This window comes from Cupriavidus taiwanensis LMG 19424 (assembly GCF_000069785.1).
Taxonomy (GTDB): Bacteria; Pseudomonadota; Gammaproteobacteria; order Burkholderiales; family Burkholderiaceae; genus Cupriavidus; species Cupriavidus taiwanensis.
In genome coordinates this window covers 2624505-2642251 of the sequence record NC_010528.1, presented here as the reverse complement: position 1 = coordinate 2642251, position 17747 = coordinate 2624505, and the positions used below count along the sequence as shown (strand labels likewise).

At 68.7% G+C, this 17747-nt stretch carries 16 protein-coding genes and 1 tRNA gene; 10 read left to right on the top strand and 7 right to left on the bottom strand.

Annotated features, from left to right (window positions below; all coding sequences use genetic code 11):
* Positions 1-18 precede the first annotated feature (18 nt).
* From hutH to hutG, 6 genes are all read left to right on the top strand, one after another.
* The gene (gene hutH / locus RALTA_RS12115) at positions 19-1593 is read left to right on the top strand and encodes a histidine ammonia-lyase (protein ID WP_012353724.1); all 1575 of its coding nucleotides are present in this window, start codon (positions 19-21) and stop codon (positions 1591-1593) included.
* A gap of 86 nt (positions 1594-1679) precedes the next feature.
* Complete coding sequence (gene hutU / locus RALTA_RS12110) at positions 1680-3380, top strand: urocanate hydratase (RefSeq protein WP_012353723.1); 1701 nt, start codon at positions 1680-1682, stop codon at positions 3378-3380.
* A complete protein-coding gene (locus RALTA_RS12105; RefSeq protein ID WP_012353722.1) occupies positions 3377-3979 on the top strand; it encodes a HutD/Ves family protein in 603 nt (200 codons plus the stop codon). Before hutU ends, RALTA_RS12105 begins: the two co-directional genes overlap by 4 nt.
* Positions 3976-5229, top strand: coding sequence for an imidazolonepropionase (hutI, locus tag RALTA_RS12100; protein WP_012353721.1), 1254 nt, complete (start codon positions 3976-3978; stop codon positions 5227-5229). Before RALTA_RS12105 ends, hutI begins: the two co-directional genes overlap by 4 nt.
* Positions 5226-6635, top strand: coding sequence for a formimidoylglutamate deiminase (locus tag RALTA_RS12095; RefSeq protein WP_012353720.1), 1410 nt, complete (start codon positions 5226-5228; stop codon positions 6633-6635). The genes hutI and RALTA_RS12095 overlap by 4 nt, the downstream gene beginning before the upstream one ends.
* 33 nt (positions 6636-6668) lie before the next feature.
* Positions 6669-7481 carry an N-formylglutamate deformylase gene (gene hutG, locus RALTA_RS12090; RefSeq protein ID WP_012353719.1) on the top strand — a complete coding sequence of 271 codons (813 nt, stop codon included), beginning with the start codon at positions 6669-6671 and terminating at the stop codon, positions 7479-7481.
* A 102-nt stretch (positions 7482-7583) separates the two neighbouring features.
* Here the strand turns inward: hutG and RALTA_RS12085 are convergent, their stop codons facing one another.
* The 3 genes from RALTA_RS12085 to loiP all read right to left on the bottom strand — a co-directional run bounded on the left by RALTA_RS12085 (position 7584) and on the right by loiP (position 12088).
* Positions 7584-9209: a bifunctional aspartate transaminase/aspartate 4-decarboxylase gene (locus RALTA_RS12085; protein WP_012353718.1), complete on the bottom strand. Its 1626-nt coding sequence runs from the start codon at positions 9207-9209 to the stop codon at positions 7584-7586.
* 93 nt (positions 9210-9302) lie between these two features.
* Positions 9303-10988, bottom strand: a complete 1686-nt coding sequence (aspT, locus tag RALTA_RS12080) for an aspartate-alanine antiporter (RefSeq protein ID WP_012353717.1) — start codon at positions 10986-10988, stop codon at positions 9303-9305.
* A gap of 356 nt (positions 10989-11344) precedes the next feature.
* Entirely contained in the window at positions 11345-12088 is a 744-nt protein-coding gene (loiP, locus tag RALTA_RS12075; protein WP_012353716.1) for a metalloprotease LoiP, read from the bottom strand.
* 218 nt (positions 12089-12306) lie between these two features.
* Between loiP and RALTA_RS12070 the strand changes: the two genes are divergently transcribed.
* From RALTA_RS12070 to RALTA_RS30780, 3 genes are read left to right on the top strand one after another with little or no spacing between them, the layout of a single operon-like run.
* On the top strand, positions 12307-12657 hold the full coding sequence (locus RALTA_RS12070) for a type II toxin-antitoxin system RelE/ParE family toxin (protein WP_012353715.1): 351 nt from the start codon (positions 12307-12309) through the stop codon (positions 12655-12657).
* The gene (locus RALTA_RS12065; RefSeq protein WP_012353714.1) at positions 12638-12949 is read left to right on the top strand and encodes a helix-turn-helix domain-containing transcriptional regulator; all 312 of its coding nucleotides are present in this window, start codon (positions 12638-12640) and stop codon (positions 12947-12949) included. Before RALTA_RS12070 ends, RALTA_RS12065 begins: the two co-directional genes overlap by 20 nt.
* Positions 12950-12993: 44 nt before the next feature.
* A complete protein-coding gene (locus RALTA_RS30780; RefSeq protein ID WP_240989961.1) occupies positions 12994-13086 on the top strand; it encodes a hypothetical protein in 93 nt (30 codons plus the stop codon).
* A 60-nt stretch (positions 13087-13146) separates the two neighbouring features.
* Here the strand turns inward: RALTA_RS30780 and RALTA_RS12060 are convergent.
* Positions 13147-13231, bottom strand: a tRNA-Leu gene (locus RALTA_RS12060).
* Positions 13232-13396: 165 nt separating this feature from the next.
* Here RALTA_RS12060 and RALTA_RS12055 point away from each other — a divergent pair.
* The gene (locus tag RALTA_RS12055) at positions 13397-14317 is read left to right on the top strand and encodes an alpha/beta hydrolase (RefSeq protein WP_012353712.1); all 921 of its coding nucleotides are present in this window, start codon (positions 13397-13399) and stop codon (positions 14315-14317) included.
* A 20-nt stretch (positions 14318-14337) separates the two neighbouring features.
* Here RALTA_RS12055 and RALTA_RS12050 read toward each other — a convergent pair whose 3' ends face one another.
* The 3 genes from RALTA_RS12050 to RALTA_RS12040 all read right to left on the bottom strand — a co-directional run bounded on the left by RALTA_RS12050 (position 14338) and on the right by RALTA_RS12040 (position 17675).
* Entirely contained in the window at positions 14338-15255 is a 918-nt protein-coding gene (locus tag RALTA_RS12050; RefSeq protein WP_407637503.1) for an NAD(P)-dependent oxidoreductase, read from the bottom strand.
* 16 nt (positions 15256-15271) lie between these two features.
* Positions 15272-16435: an ABC transporter substrate-binding protein gene (locus RALTA_RS12045; RefSeq protein ID WP_012353710.1), complete on the bottom strand. Its 1164-nt coding sequence runs from the start codon at positions 16433-16435 to the stop codon at positions 15272-15274.
* Positions 16436-16517: 82 nt separating this feature from the next.
* Entirely contained in the window at positions 16518-17675 is a 1158-nt protein-coding gene (locus RALTA_RS12040) for a methyltransferase (protein WP_012353709.1), read from the bottom strand.
* Positions 17676-17747: the final 72 nt, after the last annotated feature.

Genomic DNA, 17747 nt, shown 5'->3' with positions numbered 1-17747 from the left:
ATAGACAGGAACATACAAATGACTGCCAGCCTACATGACCAAGCCTCCCGTCCGCTGCTGACCCTGCAGCCGGGCCAAGTCACCCTGGCCGAGCTGCGCCGCATCTACCGCGGCGAAGTGCGCCTGGCCATGGCTGACTCTGCCTGGGCCGGCGTTCGCGCCGCGCAGGCCACGGTGCAGGACATCATCGACGCCGACGCCGTGGTCTACGGCATCAACACCGGCTTCGGCAAGCTGGCGCAGACCCGCATCCCCAACGACAAGCTGGCGCAGCTGCAGCGCAACCTGGTGCTGTCGCACAGCGTGGGCACCGGCCCGGACCTGGCCGAGGACACGGTGCGGCTGATCCTGGCCACCAAGGCGGTCAGCCTGGCGCGCGGCCATTCCGGCGTGCGCCCGGAACTGATCGAGGCCTTGCTGGCGCTGGTCAACCACGGCGTGACGCCGTGCATCCCGGCCAAGGGCTCGGTCGGCGCCTCCGGCGACCTGGCGCCGCTGGCGCATATGTCGTGCACGCTGATCGGCGTGGGCGAGGTGATGGTCGGCGGCAAGCGCGTGCCGGCCGCCGAAGGCCTGGCGCATGCCGGCCTGCAGGCCTTCGAACTGGGCCCCAAGGAGGGCCTGGCGCTGCTCAATGGCACCCAGGTGTCGACCGCTCTGGCGCTGGCAGGGCTGTTCGCCGCCGAAGACGCGTTTGCCGCGGGCCTGGTCGCCGGCGCGCTGTCGCTGGAGGCGATCAAGGGCTCGGTCAAGCCGTTCGACGCCCGCATCCATGAAGCCCGCGGGCAGGCCGGCCAGATTGCCGTGGCCGGCGCGGTGCGTGCGATGCTGGACGGCAGCGAGATCGTCGACTCGCACAAGGCCTGCGGCCGCGTGCAAGACCCGTACTCGATCCGCTGCCAGCCGCAGGTGATGGGCGCGTGCCTGGACAACCTGCAGCACGCCGCCCGCATCCTGCAGATCGAAGCCAATGCGGCGTCGGACAACCCGCTGGTGTTCTCCGAGCAGGGCGACGTGGTCTCCGGCGGCAATTTCCACGCCGAGCCGGTGGCCTTCGCCGCCGACATCATCGCGCTCGCGATCGCCGAGATCGGCGCGATCTCCGAGCGCCGACTGGCGCTGCTGCTCGATACCGGCCTGTCCGGCCTGCCGCCGTTCCTGGTGCGCGACGGCGGGCTGAATTCGGGCTTCATGATCGCGCAGGTGACCGCGGCCGCGCTGGCGTCGGAGAACAAGTCGCTGGCGCATCCGTCCAGCGTCGACAGCCTGCCGACCTCGGCCAACCAGGAAGACCATGTGTCGATGGCCACCTACGGCGCGCGCCGGCTGGGCGACATGGCGGCGAATACCGCGGTGGTGGTCGGCATCGAGGCCATGGCCGCGGCGCAGGGCATCGAATTCCACCGGCCGCTGAAGTCGTCGCCGCTGGTGGAGCAGGAACTGGCGCGTATCCGTGCGCGGGTGGATTTTGTCGAAGGCGACCGCTACCTGGCGCCGGATATCGAAGCGATGAAGCAATGGGTGGTGCAGGGGGATGCCGGGGCGGGATGGCCCGCTGCCGTGCGGGCGATTCTGCCGACCAACGCGGGCTGATGCGCCAGCGCATCCAGCCGCAATCACGCACCAATTGGCAACAGCAAGCGATCGCGTCAAAAGCGCCATCCTAAGGAGAACAACACATGAATGCTCCCGAATCCCAATCCCTCCAACGCGGCCAGCGCGAGATCCGCGCTCCGCGCGGCACCCGGCTGCACTGCAAGAACTGGCTGATCGAAGCCGCCTACCGCATGATCCAGAACAACCTGGACCCCGACGTGGCCGAGCGCCCGCAGGACCTGGTGGTGTACGGCGGCATCGGCAAGGCGGCGCGCAACTGGGAATGCTTCGATGCGATCCTCGACAGCCTGCGCCGCCTGGGCGAGGACGAGTCGCTGCTGGTGCAGTCGGGCAAGCCGGTCGGCGTGTTCCGCACGCACCCGGACGCGCCGCGCGTGCTGATCGCCAACTCCAACCTGGTGCCGCACTGGGCCACCTGGGACAAGTTCAATGAACTCGACCGCGCCGGCCTGATGATGTACGGCCAGATGACGGCGGGTTCGTGGATCTACATCGGCACGCAGGGCATCGTGCAGGGCACCTACGAGACCTTTGTCGAAGCCGGCCGCCAGCACTACGGCGGCGACCTGTCGGGCAAGTGGATCCTGACCGCCGGCCTCGGCGGCATGGGCGGCGCGCAGCCGCTGGCCGGCGTGCTCGCGGGTGCCTGCGTGCTCGCCATCGAATGCCAGGAATCGCGCATCGACTTCCGCATCCGCACGCGCTATCTCGACAAGAAGGCCACCACGCTGGACGAGGCGCTGGCGATGATCGCCGACGCCACGGCAAAGAAGGAGGCGATCTCGGTCGGCCTGCTCGGCAACGCCGCCGACATCGTGCCGGAACTGGCCAAGCGCGCGCAGGCCGGCGGCATGCGGCCGCATATTGTCACCGACCAGACCTCGGCGCATGACCTGGTCAACGGCTACCTGCCGCAAGGCTGGACCGTCGCGCAGTGGGAGCATGCGCGCCAGCACGATCCCAAGTCGGTGGAAGCCGCCGCGCGTCCTTCCATCGTCAGGCACGTGCAGGCCATGCTCGACTTCCAGAAGATGGGCGTGCCGACGGTCGACTACGGCAACAACATCCGCCAGGTGGCGTTCGACGAGGGCGTGCAGAACGCCTTCGATTTCCCCGGCTTCGTGCCGGCCTATATCCGCCCGCTGTTCTGCCGCGGCAAGGGGCCGTTCCGCTGGGTCGCGCTGTCGGGCGACCCCGAGGACATCTACAAAACCGACGCCAAGATGAAGGAGCTGTTCCCCGAGGACAAGCACCTGCACCGCTGGCTCGACATGGCGCACGACCGCATCGCCTTCCAGGGCCTGCCGGCGCGGATCTGCTGGGTGGGGCTGGACGAGCGCCATCGCGCCGGGCTGGCCTTCAACGAGATGGTGAAGTCGGGCGAACTGAAGGCGCCGGTCGTGATCGGGCGCGACCATCTGGACTGCGGGTCCGTCGCCTCGCCCAACCGCGAGACCGAAGCCATGCGCGACGGCTCAGACGCGGTGTCGGACTGGCCGCTGCTCAACGCATTGCTGAACACCGCCGGCGGCGCCACCTGGGTCAGCCTGCATCATGGCGGCGGCGTGGGCATGGGCTTCTCGCAACACTCCGGCGTGGTGATCGTGTGCGACGGCACCGACGCGGCGGCAAAGCGCATCGAGCGCGTGCTGTGGAACGATCCGGCCACCGGCGTGATGCGCCATGCGGACGCGGGCTATGACCTGGCCATCGACTGCGCGCGCGAGAAGGGCCTGGACCTGCCGATGGTGAAGGGCGTATGAGTTCATCGCTGTTTCAATCCTTCGCGCTGGCCGACATCGCGCCCACGCGCTGGAAGAACGGCGGCGGCAACACGCGCGAGCTCGCGGTGTGGCCGCCGGCTGCCGGCATGGATGACTTTGTCTGGCGCCTGAGCGTGGCCGATATCGAACGCGACGGCCCGTTTTCGGCGTTTCCCGGCATCGATCGCCAGATCGTGCTGCTCGACGGCGCCGGCGTGACGCTGCGCGCGGACGACGGCAGCTTCAGCCATCGACTGGCAATCATCGGCGAGCCGTTCGCGTTTTCCGGCGATACCAGCCTGCAGGCGACGCTGCTCGACGGCGCCACGCGCGACTTCAATGTGATGACGCGGCGCGGACACTGCCGTGCGCGCGTCGAAGCGTTCCGCGCAGGGTTTGCGGTCAGCACCGGCAGCCACACGCTGTGCTTGCTGGCCATCGGCGGCACCTGGCAGGAAACGGGTGCCGCGCTGCGGCTGCAGGCGGGAGAAGGGGCGCTGTCGCGGGCTGCCGGTCCCGCCTCGATGCACGTGTTTGAACCTGATGGTGACGCGGCCCTGTGCCTGTGCGTCACCATCGAGCCGGAGCCTGGCCAATGACACCGAATTCCTTGCTGTCCGCGCCCAGCGCGGATGGCGTCTGGCACCACTGCCACCTGCTGCCCGATGCCGATCCCGCTCGCGCGATCCGCGATGGCGCGCTGGTGGTCGAGCATGGACGCATCGCGTGGCTGGGTGCGGCAGCGGACCTGCCCGAGGCCTGGCGCGGCGCACCGCGCCATGACGCCAACGGGGCCTGGATCACGCCCGGGCTGGTCGATTGCCACACGCACCTGGTCTACGGCGGCCAGCGCGCCGACGAGTTCGCCATGCGCCTGGCCGGCGCCGGTTATGAAGAGATCGCGCGCGCCGGCGGCGGCATCGTCTCGACGGTGCGCGCCACGCGCGGGGCCGACGAAGACACGCTGTTCGCGCAGGCCGCCGCGCGCCTGCAGCCGCTGCTGGCCGAGGGCGTCACCGCCATCGAGATCAAGTCCGGCTACGGACTGAACCTGGAATCCGAGCGCAAGCAGCTGCGCGTGGCGCGCCGGCTGGGCGAGCACTTCGGGATCTCGGTGTACACCACGTTCCTCGGCGCGCACGCCTTGCCGCCGGAATACGCGGACCGTGCCGACGACTATATCGAGCTGGTCTGCAACACCATGCTGCCGGCACTGGCCGACGAGGGCCTGGTCGATGCCGTCGATGCCTTCTGCGAGTCGATCGGTTTCTCGATCGCACAGACCGAACGCGTGTTCGACGCCGCGGCGCGCCATGGGCTGCGCGTCAAGCTGCATGCCGAGCAGCTCAGCAACCTCGGCGGCGCCGCGCTGGCGGCACGCCACCGCGCGCTCTCGGCCGACCATCTCGAGCATCTCGACGAAGCGGGCGTGGCCGCGATGGCCGAAGCCGGCACGGTCGCGGTACTGCTGCCGGGCGCCTACTACTTCCTGCGCGATACCAACCTGCCGCCGATCGCGCTGCTGCGCCAGTACGGCGTGCCGATGGCGATCTCCACCGACCACAATCCCGGCACGTCGCCGGTGACTTCGCTGCTGCTGATGATGAATATGGCGTGCACGCTGTTCCGGCTGACGGTGCCCGAGGCGCTCGCCGGCGTGACCGCGCACGCGGCGCGCGCGCTGGGCGCCGACGATCGCCATGGGCGGCTGGCCGTGGGGCGGGTTGCCGATTTCGCGCTGTGGCGCATCGACTCGCCCGCCGAGTTGGCGTACTGGTTCGGCCGCAATCCGGTCGCGACGGTGGTGCGCCAGGGTCGCGTCCACGCCGGCGCGGGAGCCGCGGCATGAGCGGCACGCAACTGTTCGCCCCGTATGCGCTGCTGCCGGAGGGCTGGGCCCGCGACGTGCTGCTGGCCTGGGATGCAGCGGGGCGCTTCACCGCCGTGCAGGCGGGGACGGCGCCCGGCGCCGGCGTGCCGCGGGCGGCCGGCCCGGTGTTGCCTGGCATGCCCAACCTGCATTCGCATGCGTTCCAGCGCGGCTTTGCCGGCCTGACCGAGTTCCGCAGCCGCCCGCAGGGCGACGATCCGGCCGGCGCCGATTCGTTCTGGAGCTGGCGCACGCTGATGTACCGCTTCGCGCAGCGGCTTTCGCCCGACACGCTGGAGGCGGTCGCCACACAGCTCTATATCGAGATGCTGTGCGCGGGCTATACCAGCGTGTGCGAGTTCCACTACGTGCATCACGACGAAGGCGGCAAGCCCTACGCCGATGCCGCCGAGATGTCGCTGCGGCTGCTGCGCGCGGCGCAGCGCGCCGGCATCGGCATGACGCTGCTGCCGGTGCTGTACCAGACCGCGGGCTTTGGCGGCAAGCCGCCGCTGGAAGGACAGCGGCGCTTCCTGCACGACACCGATGCGATGCTGAAGCTGCTGGAGCGGCTGCGCCCGGCGTGCGCGCAGGCCGGCGCGCGCCTGGGGCTGGCGCCGCACTCGCTGCGCGCGGTGCCGGAAGCAAGCCTGCTGCATGCGCTGGCGGGACTGCGCGCGGTTGACGCACAGGCGCCGGTCCATATCCATATCGCCGAGCAGCAGAAAGAGGTCGACGACTGCATCGCGTGGTCGGGCACGCGCCCGGTGACGTGGCTGTTCGACCATGTCGACGTCGATGCGCGCTGGTGCCTGGTGCATGCGACCCATATGGACTGGGACGAACGCCGGCGCCTGGCGCACAGCGGCGCGGTGGCCGGCATCTGCCCGACCACCGAGGCCAACCTGGGCGACGGCGTGTTCGAGGCCGCGCCCTACCTGGCCCAGCAGGGCGCATGGGGCATCGGCTCGGACAGCCATGCCAGCGTCAGCGTGGCGGAGGAGCTGCGGCTGTTCGAGTACGGGCAGCGGCTCGGACTGCAGCGGCGCAACGTGCTGGCGTCCGACACGCACGCGCAGGTGGCGGACCGTTTGTACCTGGAGGCGGTGGCGGGCGGCGCGCGTGCTTCGGGGCGCGCGGTGGCCGGACTGGCAGTGGGCCAGCAGGCCGACTTCGTGGTGCTGGACGGCGCGCATCCGACGCTGGCGGGGCTCGACGGGCCACAGGCGCTGGCCACGCACGTGTTCGCCGGCCACGGCCATGAGACACTAGCGGAAGTCCGCACCGCCGGCCGCAGCCGCGTGCAGCATGGCGCGCATCCGCTGCAGGCCGAAGCCGGGCGCCTGTTCATCGCGGCGCGCGCCAGCCTGCTGGCCGCCGACTGAAACCGGGCGCAAGCCCACTGCATCGCAACGACCATGTCTTTTTCCACCGATATCCCTGCCTTCACCCTGCACCGGGGCACGCGCCCCCTGCTGGTATCGATGCCGCATGTCGGCACGCACCTGCCCGCATCGGTCTCGCAGCGCCTGACCGCGGAAGCGCGCACCGTGCCCGATACCGACTGGCACCTGGAACGCCTGTACGACTTCGCCCGCGAACTCGGCGCTTCGGTGCTGGCAGCCACGCACTCGCGCTATGTGGTCGACCTGAATCGTCCGCCCGACAACGCCAACCTGTATCCCGGCCAGGACACCACCGGCCTGTGCCCGGTCGATACCTTCGACAAGACCCCCTTGTATGCCGACGGCAACGGTCCCGACGACACCGAGATCGCCGCGCGCCGGGACGCGGTCTGGCGCCCGTACCACCAGGCGCTGGCCGACGAGCTGGCACGGCTCAAGGCAGCGCATGGCACCGTCGCGCTGTGGGATGCGCACTCGATCCGTTCAGTGCTGCCGCGGTTCTTCGAAGGCAAGCTGACGGACTTCAATCTCGGTACCGCCAACGGCGACAGCTGCGACGCCGCGCTTGCCGGCCAGCTGCTGGAACAGGCCAGCGCAGTGCCGGGGCATACCGCGGTGCTCAACGGCCGCTTCAAGGGTGGCTACATCACGCGGCAATACGGCAAGCCGGCCGAGGGCGTGCACGCGGTGCAGCTGGAGTTGGCGCAGTGCGCTTACATGAACGAGGTGTATCCGTTTGCCTATGAAGAGGCGCGGGCCGCGGCGCTGCAGCCGGCGCTGCGGGGGATGCTGGCGACCGTGCTGGAGTTTGTCGAGGGTCGGTGAGGGGCGGCGGGTTGTTTGTCCCCGCGCACGTCACCCCGTCGTTCGGCACTGAACACAAAAAAGCCCGGCGCAATGCCGGGCCCCTGGCCTGCCGGTGCGGGCCTACTTCTTCACTACGTGCTTGTTCGCCTTGCTGCCGGTGACCTCGTTGTACTTCTCCACATAGGTCTCGAACAGCTTGCGGATTGCGCGGCCGATCTTGGCGTAGTCGGCTTCGTTCAGGTTTGCCAGCGAGACGCGCCCGGACGGATGGCGGGTGCCGAAGCCGCGGCCGGGCAGCAGCACCACGCCGGCTTCGTCGGCAAGTTCGAACAGCAGCTCGTTGGGCTCGACCGAATTCATCACCCATTTGACGAAATCCGGACCGATCGCCTTGCCGCCGAGCTGTTCGATATCCAGCAGCGTGTAGTAGTCGACGGCGTTGGGGTCGTCGCTGTCCGGCGCGATGCCGATCTCGCGGTACAGCGCGGCCTTGCGGCTGCGGATCAGGCGCTTCATCGCGTTCTTGTAGTCGTCCGGCGTATCCATCAGCGAGAACAGCGAGAACAGCACCATCTGTACCTGCTGCGGCGTAGACAGGCCGGCGGTGTGGTTCAGCGCCACGGTGCGGCTGTCGGCAACGAGGCGGTCGATGAACTTCAGCTTCTGCGGCTCGGTGGTGATCGAGCTGTAGCGCTTGTTCAGTTCCTGCCGGGTCGCTTCCGGCAGCTTGCCGATCTGCAGGTCGAAGATGTTGTCACGGTGCGTGGCGATCACGCCCAGGCGCCAGCCGGTCGCGCCGAAATACTTGGAGAACGAGTACACCAGGATGGTGTTCTTCGGGCACATCGCGAACAGCGAGACGAAGTTGTCGGCAAAGGTGCCGTAGACGTCGTCGGTCAGGATGATCAGGTCGGGGCGCTCTTCGATGATCGAGGCCAGGTATTCCAGGCTCTCGTCGCTCATGCGCACCGACGGCGGGTTGCTCGGGTTGACCAGGAAGAAGGCCTTGACCTTGGGATCGCGCAGCTTGTCGAGTTCCTTCTTCGAGTATTGCCAGCGCGAATCGGGATCGGCATCGACGGACAGCTCCACCAGCTGGTAGTCGTTCAGCTCCGGAATCTCGATGTACGGCGTGAAGATCGGCATGCCGAGCGCGATGGTGTCGCCGGCCTTGAGCAGGTGGTTCTCGCGGATGGTGTTGAACAGGTAGGTCATGGCCGCGGTGCCGCCCTCGACCGCGAACAGGTCGAAGTCGCCGATGAACGGATGGTCGCCGATCATCTCCTTGCGGATGTACTGGCCGACGATGGACTCGGACAGCTTCAGCATGCGGTCCGGCACCGGATAGTTGCAGGCGAGGATGCCTTCGCACATCTCGTAGAGGAAGTCGCCGGCATTCAGGCCGAGCTGGTCGCGCACGTACGATACGGCGCCCGCGAGGAACTTCACGCCCGGCGTGTCGGCGAATTCGCGCGCGAACAGGTCGAAGCGCTCTTCGATGCCGTCGCGGCGCGGGAACCCGCCGACGCCCTCGGGCATGTACGAGAACGAGCGCTCCGATTCGCGCATCGCGAACAGGCCGAGCTGCCAGAAGCCGTGGCGCGGCACCGTCGCCAGGAAATTGGGGTTGCCGCGGCCTGCGTTCAGCATCAGACGCTCGGCGTCGCTGCTGGCCAGCTTGATCAGTTCATCCTTCAGTTCGAACGGCGAGAGGCTGGACAGCTTGGAGATATCGAACTTGCTCATGGCTTGCTCCTGTGTAGACGCTTGTCGGTTGTTTGGCGGGCCGGCACCGGCGGCACGGCCCGCGCAGCAGCGGGGAGGGCAAAGAGGAATGCGCTAGACCAGGCCCACCACCAGCGGGCCCAGCAGCGTCAACAGCACGTTGGCGAGCGCGTAGGTAATGGCGAACGGCACCGTGGGCACCGGGCTTTCGGCCTTGTCGAGGATGCCGCCGAAGGCCGGGTTGGCACTGCGCGAGCCGGACAGCGCGCCGGCCAGCAGCGCGGCGTTGTCGTACTTCAGCACGTAGCGGCCGAACAGCATGGTCAGGAACAGCGGCAGCAGCGTCACCACCGCGCCCAGGATGAAGATGGTCAGACCGCTCTGGCGCAGCGTCGACACGGCCTGCAAGCCGGAGTTGATGCCGACGATGGCGACGAACGCGGCCAGCCCGAAGTCCTTCAGCAACTGGCACGCGGCCGTCGGCATGGCGCCGAACATCTTGTGCTTGGACCGCGCCCAGCCGAACACCAGGCCCGACAGCAGCGCGCCGCCGCCCGCGCCCAGCGTCAAGGGGATCGAGCCGATGCGCCAGACCAGCAGGCCGATCAGCAGGCCCACCAGCACGCCGGCGCCGAAGTAGACGAAGTCCGTCTTCTCGCTGGGCATGAGCTCGTAGCCCGCCATCCCGGCCGCGCGCTTGGTGTCGGCGGGCGTGCCATACAGCGTGATGACGTCGCCGTGCTGCAGTTTCAGTTCGGGCAGCAGCGGCAGCGGGTGGTCATAGCGCTCGATGCGCTCGATATAGACGCCATGGCGCATGTCCCGCCCAACCATGTCGACGATCTCCGCCACGGTCTTGTTGTTCATGCCCTTGGCGGTGAACACCACATTGCGCGACTGCATCACCGCGCCCATGCCGTCGGCATCGGCGACTTCCTCGCCGATCTGCGCGGCCGCCGGCACGATGGCATCGCGGCGGCCGACCAGCAGGACCAGGTCGTCGTGCTGCAGCACCAGGTCCTGCGTGACGTCGAGCTGCTTGCCCGCGCGCTGCACCTTTTCCACGGTGACCAGGTCCTCGCCACTCATCTCGAGCTGCGCGACGGTCTGTCCGGAAGCATCGTTGACGCGATACAGCCGGCCGACCAGCCGCGGCAGCGCGCCGCGCTGGCCCGGACCGAACTGGGGCAGGCCGCCATTGAGCTTGGCCTCGACCTTCTTGGCATCCGTCTTCAGGTCCGCCTTCATGAAGCGCGGCAGGATGTTGACGCAGACGATGATGGCGCCGAGCGAGCCGAACACATAAGTCACGGCATAGCCGATGGCGACGTTGGCCTGCAGGGTCTTGACCTGGTCGGGCGGCAGGCCCAGCTTGGTGATGGCATCGCCCGCGGTGCCGATGATGGCCGACTGCGTCATGCCGCCGGCGGCCAGGCCTGCTGCCAGACCCTTGTCGAGATGGAACAGCTTGGCGAGCACCACCACGGTGACCAGGCCGCACACCGCCATGAACACCGCCATGGCGATCTCGCGCAGCGAGCTGCGGTTCAGCGAGTTGAAGAACTGCGGGCCGCTTTCATAGCCCACCGCGTAGATGAAGACGGCGAACATCACCGCCTTGACGCCGTTGTCGATCTCGACGCCGACCTGGCTGATCACCACCGCGGCGAGCAGCGAGCCGGCGACACCGCCCAGCTGGAAACGCCCGAACGTGATCTTGCCGATCGCGTAGCCCACGGCCAGCGACAGGAACAGCGCGGATTCGGGCGATTTCTGAAAAATCTCATGCAACCAGTCCATCGAAGGCTCCTGGAACGAGTGAGGCAGGTTGGGCGAGTTGTGCCACCCGGGCGTGGAGGCGCTGGGGCGCTGGGGCGATCACGGCGACGCTGGCCGTTGGCGGGGTGCGCACGCGGCCAACACGTGTGACGGCATGGCCGTGTCGAGGCAGCGAGAGGGATTATCTCTGCCGCTCCGGGGCGGGCGTAGTGAAAGCTTTTGTCGGTGAATTAAGCGCAGTCAACAATGCGCGCCCGGGAGGGCGCGGCTGCGTCGAGCGGTGGAGGCGCGTGGCGCAACGATGCGCGCGCATCCCCGCAGGAGGGAAGGGGGGGCGCCACCCGGACGGGTGACCGGCAGCGGCGAATGTGCCGCGCTCAGCGCCCGCCGGCGAGGCGCGCTTCGATATGCTTGGCGCGCTCGAGCGAACCCGGGTGCGAACTCAGCATGCTCGACTGCCCGCCATCGAGTGTCGACATCTTGCGGAAGGCCGACGCCAGCGCCTGGCGGTTGGCGCCGTTCTTCGTCAGCAGGTCAAAGGAATAATCGTCGGCCGCGGTTTCCTGGCGCTGCGAGAACTGCGCATTGACGAACTGCTCGGCCAGCGCGCCGATCTGCGACGACGACAGCGCCGTCAGCGAAGCAATGCCGGTCGAGCCCAGCAAGCCGCGCGCCGCGGCCGCGGTGTAGGCCACCTGCATCGCCGCCTTGGTGTGGCCCAGCGCCACATGGCCGATCTCGTGGCCGACCACGCCACGCACTTCGTCGTCGCTGAGCAGGTCCATCAGCCCGCTGTAGACGCGCACACAGCCGTTGGCCATGGCCCAGGCGTTGATGTCCTTGGTCATGTAGACCTTGGCGTCGAGCGGCAGCCCGGTATTGCCCAGGCCGCTCATCACGGTGGCCAGCCGCCGCGCGTAGGGGCTGCTGGCCGGCGCGATGGTGTTCTTCTTGTCCATCTCGGCGCAGGACTGGTCCGACAGCGTCTTGACGTTGCTGTCCGACAGCGTGGCGGCGGTGAACAGGCTGCCGCCGGCCTGGGTCAGGCTTTCCATGTTGGCGCCGGCGCATCCGGCCAGCAGGGCGGCGCAGGCGAGGGCGGGTAGGGTCAGTCGGCTCATGGTCGCTCCGGGGATTAACGGGATGGCAATGCCATAGGATAGAAAGCCGCGCCCTGGGGCACCAGTGGGCGCTGTCCGACACACTTTGAAACGTTGGGGGGAAGGCATCGCAGGTAAAAGCGATGTGACCGAACCGGCTGGTGACAGGGCAGATTTCCAAAGCGGGCCTGAGCAACGCCCGAGTCGGTGGTTTGATCTTTATTCGTTTATAGACGAAAATGAATCTCTACCGAATCGAGCACTACTTGACGCCGGGCGAGCATCAGGATCTCTACCTGGAATGGCTTCGGCGGCTGCGTGACAGCCAGGCCAAGGTGGCGGTGATTCGCCGGGTGGCCCGGCTCGAGCTGGGCAATTTCGGCGATCACAAGTTCTGCCGTGACGGCGTGTGGGAGCTGCGTATCGACATCGGACCGGGCTATCGCGTTTATTACGCCGTGTCCGGTCATCGCGTGGTGCTGCTCCTGTGTGGTGGCGACAAGCGGACGCAGGACGCGGATATCGCCCGAGCGGTGGGCTGTTGGCACGACTGGCAACGGAGATCGGATGATGAGAAGCAGGCCCCATGACGAGGCGATGGCCGAGCTGTACCAGAGCGATCCGGCTCTGGCGCTGGAGGTCATCAATGGCATCCTGGCCGATGGTGACCAGGCAGAGTTGCTGGTCGTGCTGCGCCAGATGGCGCAGGCCTTTGGCGGTGTTCAGGCTGTGGCCGAGCGGGCGCACCTGAATCCTACCCAGCTCTATCGCACGCTGTCGCCAAAGGGCAATCCGGCGCTCAGCAGCCTGTCGGCCATTCTCGAGGCGATGGGAATGCGGCTGGCGGTGCAGCCATTGAACACATCTGCTCACGCGACCTGAAGACTGCCACGACGGTACGCGTCGATGACGATGTCCTCGAGGCGTTGAAGGCAAGCGGTCCACGCTGGCAAACGCGGCTCAATGTGCTGGTTCGCGACTGGCTGAAGACGCACAAGCTCGACGAAATCGAGGTCTGAGCATGCGCAGGTGCCGGCCTAGGTGGACGGCATAGTGGCCTGTTGCTTGGGAAAAAAATCTGGTGCCCGGGGTCGGACTCGAACCGACACGCCTTGCGGCGGGGGATTTTGAGTCCCCTGCGTCTACCTGTTTCACCACCCGGGCAGGTGTGACGGCATCGGAACCGATGCCGGGCTGAGCCGGGGATTATGCCGGAATTCCCGCTGCCGGACAACCGGCGCCGGGCCGGTCCGGGGTCGCGCGAATCCGGTAGCATGGCGTCCAGTCCTGCGCCCGCCGACCGTACCGATTGCGTTGACCCCGACCGCCATGACCGACCCAGACTTGCTTGCGCGCCTTGCCAGCCTGCCTTCGCAGGACCCCTCCTTCTATGACCGCGAGTACAACAACCGTGCCAATGTGCAGGACAACCCGGCGCATCTGGCGCGCTGGGCGCAGTGGTCGGCGCAGGTGCGCGCACGCGGCCACTTCCTCGCGGACCTGAGCTATGCCGGCGCGGGCTCGCGCCATGCGTCCGGCCAGACCCTGGACTACTTCCCCGCGCGGCGCGCCAACGGCGCCTTGCCGCCGCTGCTGGTGTTCGTGCACGGCGGCTATTACCGGGCGCTGGACAAGCACGACCACAGCTTCGTCGCCAGTGCGCTGCCGGCGCTGGGGGTGTCGGTGGCGGTGGTCAACTACACGCTGGTGCCGGCGGCGACGGTGCCGGAGATCGTGCGGCAGGTGCTGCGCAGCGTGGCCTGGCTGTATCGTCAGTCGGACCGCCTTGGCCATGACGCGCAGCGGCTGTTCGTGGCGGGGCATTCGGTGGGCGGCCACCTGGTGGCGATGCTGATGGCCGCGCGCTGGCCGCAGCTTGGCGCCGACCTGCCGGCAGGGCTGATCCGTGGCGGCCTCTCGGTGAGCGGGCTGTACGACCTGGAGCCGCTGCGGCGCGCGGCCTTCCTGCAGTGCGACCTGCAGCTGTCCGAAGCCGACGTCGCGCGGCTGTCGCCCGCGTACATGGCGCCGGCCGGCGGCGCGCCGCTGGCGATCGCGGTGGGAGAGCTGGAGGCGGCCGAGTACCACCGCCAGCATGCGCTGATCCGCGCGGCGTGGCCGGCCAAGGTGGCGCATCCGGCGGCGAGCGACCTGGTGCTGCCGGGCTGCCATCACTTCAACGTGCTGGACAGCCTGGCCAGCGCGGACGGCGCGCTGACGCGCGCGGTGCTGCGGCTGATGGAGCGCTGAGCCCCAGGCGCGCCGGCGCCTCAGTCCTCCAGCACGCGCAGCAGCGACGAGGTATCGTCCTTGCCCCAGCCTTTGGCCATCAGCGCGCGCAGTTGCGCCGAGGTGGCCTGCATTGCCGGCAGTTCCAGGCCGATTTCCTCGGCGATGTCGCGCGCCAGACCGAAGTCCTTGTCGTGCAGCCGGGCCTCGATGCCGGCGGCAAAGTTGCGGGCCACCATCTTGGGGCCCATCAGGTCGAGCATGCGGCTGCCGGCCATGCCGGTGGCCATGGCCTCGAACACGCGGCCGGTGTCGACGTTCTGCGCGGCGGCAAAGCGCATGGCCTCGGCAATGCCTTCGATATTGACCACCTGGGCGATCTGGTTGCACAGCTTGGCCACCTGGCCGGCGCCGTGGTCGCCGATATGGGTGATGGTCTTGCCCAGCCGCTCGAGCAGCGGGCGCACGCGCTGCAGCATCTCGGCCTTGCCGCCGACCATGATGGTCAGCGTGCCGGCCTCGGCGCCCATGGTGCCGCCCGATACCGGGCAGTCCAGCGCCTCGATGCCGCGCGCGGCCAGCGCCGCGGCGATCTCGCGCGTGACGATGGGCGAGATGGTGCTGTGGTCCACGCAGATGGTGCCCGGCGCGGCCCCGTGGATCACGCCCTGCGCGCCCAGCAGGACTTCGCGCACGTCTTCGGACGAGGTCACGTTGGTGAAGACGACGCTGGCGCCGCGGGCCGCCTCGGCGGGGGTGAAGAAGGGCTCGGCCCCCAGTGCGCGCGCGGCCTCGGCGGCTTCCGGGCGGCGCACGAAGGCGCGCACGGTGTGGCCGGAGGCCAGCAGGTGGCGCACCATGTGCGAGCCCATGGCGCCCAGGCCGATAAAGGCGACGGTAACGGGGGTGGGAGTGGTGCTCATGCCATGCTTCCTTTCGTGATGCGTTGTTGCCTTGATGCGTCGATGCGGCGGGCTACTTGTCGCCCGCGTAGGCAAACTTGCCGTTGCGGATCACCCCCATCACGCGCGAACGCTGGTCGAAGCCCTGGTGGTCCTTCGGGTTCAGGTTCATCACGCCGTTGGGGATGGTGAGGTTGGTGGTGGTTTCCAGCGCGTCGCGCATGGCCGCGCGGAACTCGCGCGTGCCGGGCTGGGCGCCGGTCTTCAGCGCGCGGCGGGCGGCGTCGTCGAGCAGCATCCATGCGCCCCAGGCATCGCCGGCGAACTGCGTCACGCTGTCGGCGCCGTACCTGGCTTCATAGCGGTTGACGAAGTCCAGCGCCACCTTGCGCACCGGGTGGCTGTCAGGCAGCTGGCGCGCGACCACCACCGGCCCGGTCGGGAACAGCGTGCCTTCCACGTCCTTGCCGCCCATGCGCAGGAAGTCCCAGGTGGCGATGCCATGGGTCTGGTAGACCTTGCCCTTGTAGCCTCGCTCGCCCAGCGTCTTCTGCGGCAGCACCGACGGCGTGCCGGCGCCTGCGATCAGGATCGCATCCGGGTTCGCCGCCATCAGCTTGAGCACCTGTCCGGTGACCGAGGTGTCGTTGCGCGAGAAACGCTCGTTCGCGACCACCCGGATCTTGCGCAGCTCGGCCAGCCTGGAGAACTCGCGCCACCAGCTTTCGCCGTAGGCGTCGGCAAAGCCGATGAAGCCAACGGTCCGCACGCCATGGTTGCTCATGTACTCGGTCAGCACGGTGGCCATGTGCGAGTCGTTCTGCGGCATCTTGAAGGCCCAGCGGCGCTTGGCGTCGGTCTGCGGCTCGACGATGGCGGCCGACGCGGCCAGCGCCACCATCGGGGTCTCGCCCTCGGCCACGGCGTCGAGCGCGGCGATGGCGGTGGGCGTGATGTTGGGGCCGACGATCACGTCGACCTTTTCCTCGGAGATCAGCTTGCGCACGTTGCGCACCGCGGCGGCGGGATCGGTGCCGTCGTCCAGGATGATGTAGTGCGCCTTCTGCCCGCCCAGCGTCTGCGGCCACATCAGCACGGTGTTCTTGGACGGGATGCCGATGGAGGCGGCGGGCCCGGTGGTGGACACATCGATGCCGACGCGGATGTCGGCATGCGCCGCGCCGGCGACGAACAGCGCGCCGGCAAGCAGCAAGGGGCGCAGGGGCAGCTTCAGCATCGTCTCCTCCGTTCTTATATGTGACGGGAAAGGATAGCCGAACTCGGCCGGCGGGGCACCCCTGGCCCCGGCTGCCGCCTTCTCAGCGTACGCCCAGGCGCCAGAGCGAGGTCACTTCCGCCGAGCGCGCCGCATGCAGCGGGTCGGCCGCATCGGCTGCGCGCGGGTGGCGCGGGCGGATGTCGGAGCGGCCCAGCACCCTCAGCCCGGCTGCCTCGATCCAGCCCATCAGCTCGTCGCGCTGGCGCAGGCCCAGGTGCTCGGCGAGGTCGGACAGCAGCAGCCAGCCCTCGCCGCCCGGTTCCAGGTGCTCGGCCAGCCCTTGCAGGAAGCCGCGCAGCATGGTGCTGTCGGGGTCATAGACGGCGCGCTCGACCGGCGAGCTGGGCCGTGCCGGCACCCACGGCGGATTGCATACCACCAGCGGCGCACGGCCGGCGGGGAACAGGTCGGCCTCGATCACCTCGACCTGCGCGGCGTAGCCGAGCCGGGCGATGTTCTCGCGCGCGCAGGCCAGCGCGCGCGCATCCTGGTCGGTCGCCACCACGCGATGCACGCCGCGGCGGGCCAGCACCGCGGCCAGCACGCCGGTGCCGGTGCCGATATCGAAGGCCAGCGTGGTGGCCGGCAGCGGCTCGGCAGCGACCAGGTCGATGTACTCGCCGCGCACCGGCGAGAACACGCCGTACCACGGGTGGATGCGGTCTTCCAGCGCCGGGATCTCGACGCCCTTCCTGCGCCATTCGAAGGCGCCGATCATGCCCAGCAACTCGCGCAGCGAGGCCACGTACGGCTCGCCGGCCGGGCCGTAGACCTGCGCGCAGGCGTCGCCCACATCCGGCGCGCGGCGCAGCGGAATCTGGTGGCCGGCCTCGAATGGCAGCAGCAGCATGCCCAGCGTGCGGGCGCGCTGCGATTGCGCCAGCCGGTGCAGGTGGAAGGCCTCGGTGGGCGACGCGGCCTGGCTCTTGTCCCGGGCCTTGTGGCCGGGGCGGCTGGCCTTTTTGGGCTTGCGCTCGGTGCGGCGCGCCAGCGCGTTCAGCAGCTGGCGCGCGTTCTGGAAATCGCCCCGCCACAGCAGCGCGGTGCCTTCGCAGGCCAGGCGATAGGCGGTATCGGCGCTGGTGGTGTCGTCGGCGACGACCACGCGCCGCGGCGGCGGCAGGCCGGCCTCGGAGCGCCAGGCGGCGCTGTGCTCGACGCCGTTTTCCGTCCAGTGGATGCGGGGCAGGTCGCTCACAGGACCTCCGGGCGGCAGGGTGGGGTGTGCAGGGCAGGCATCGTGCAATTCGGTTTTCTTATATAGGAAGGG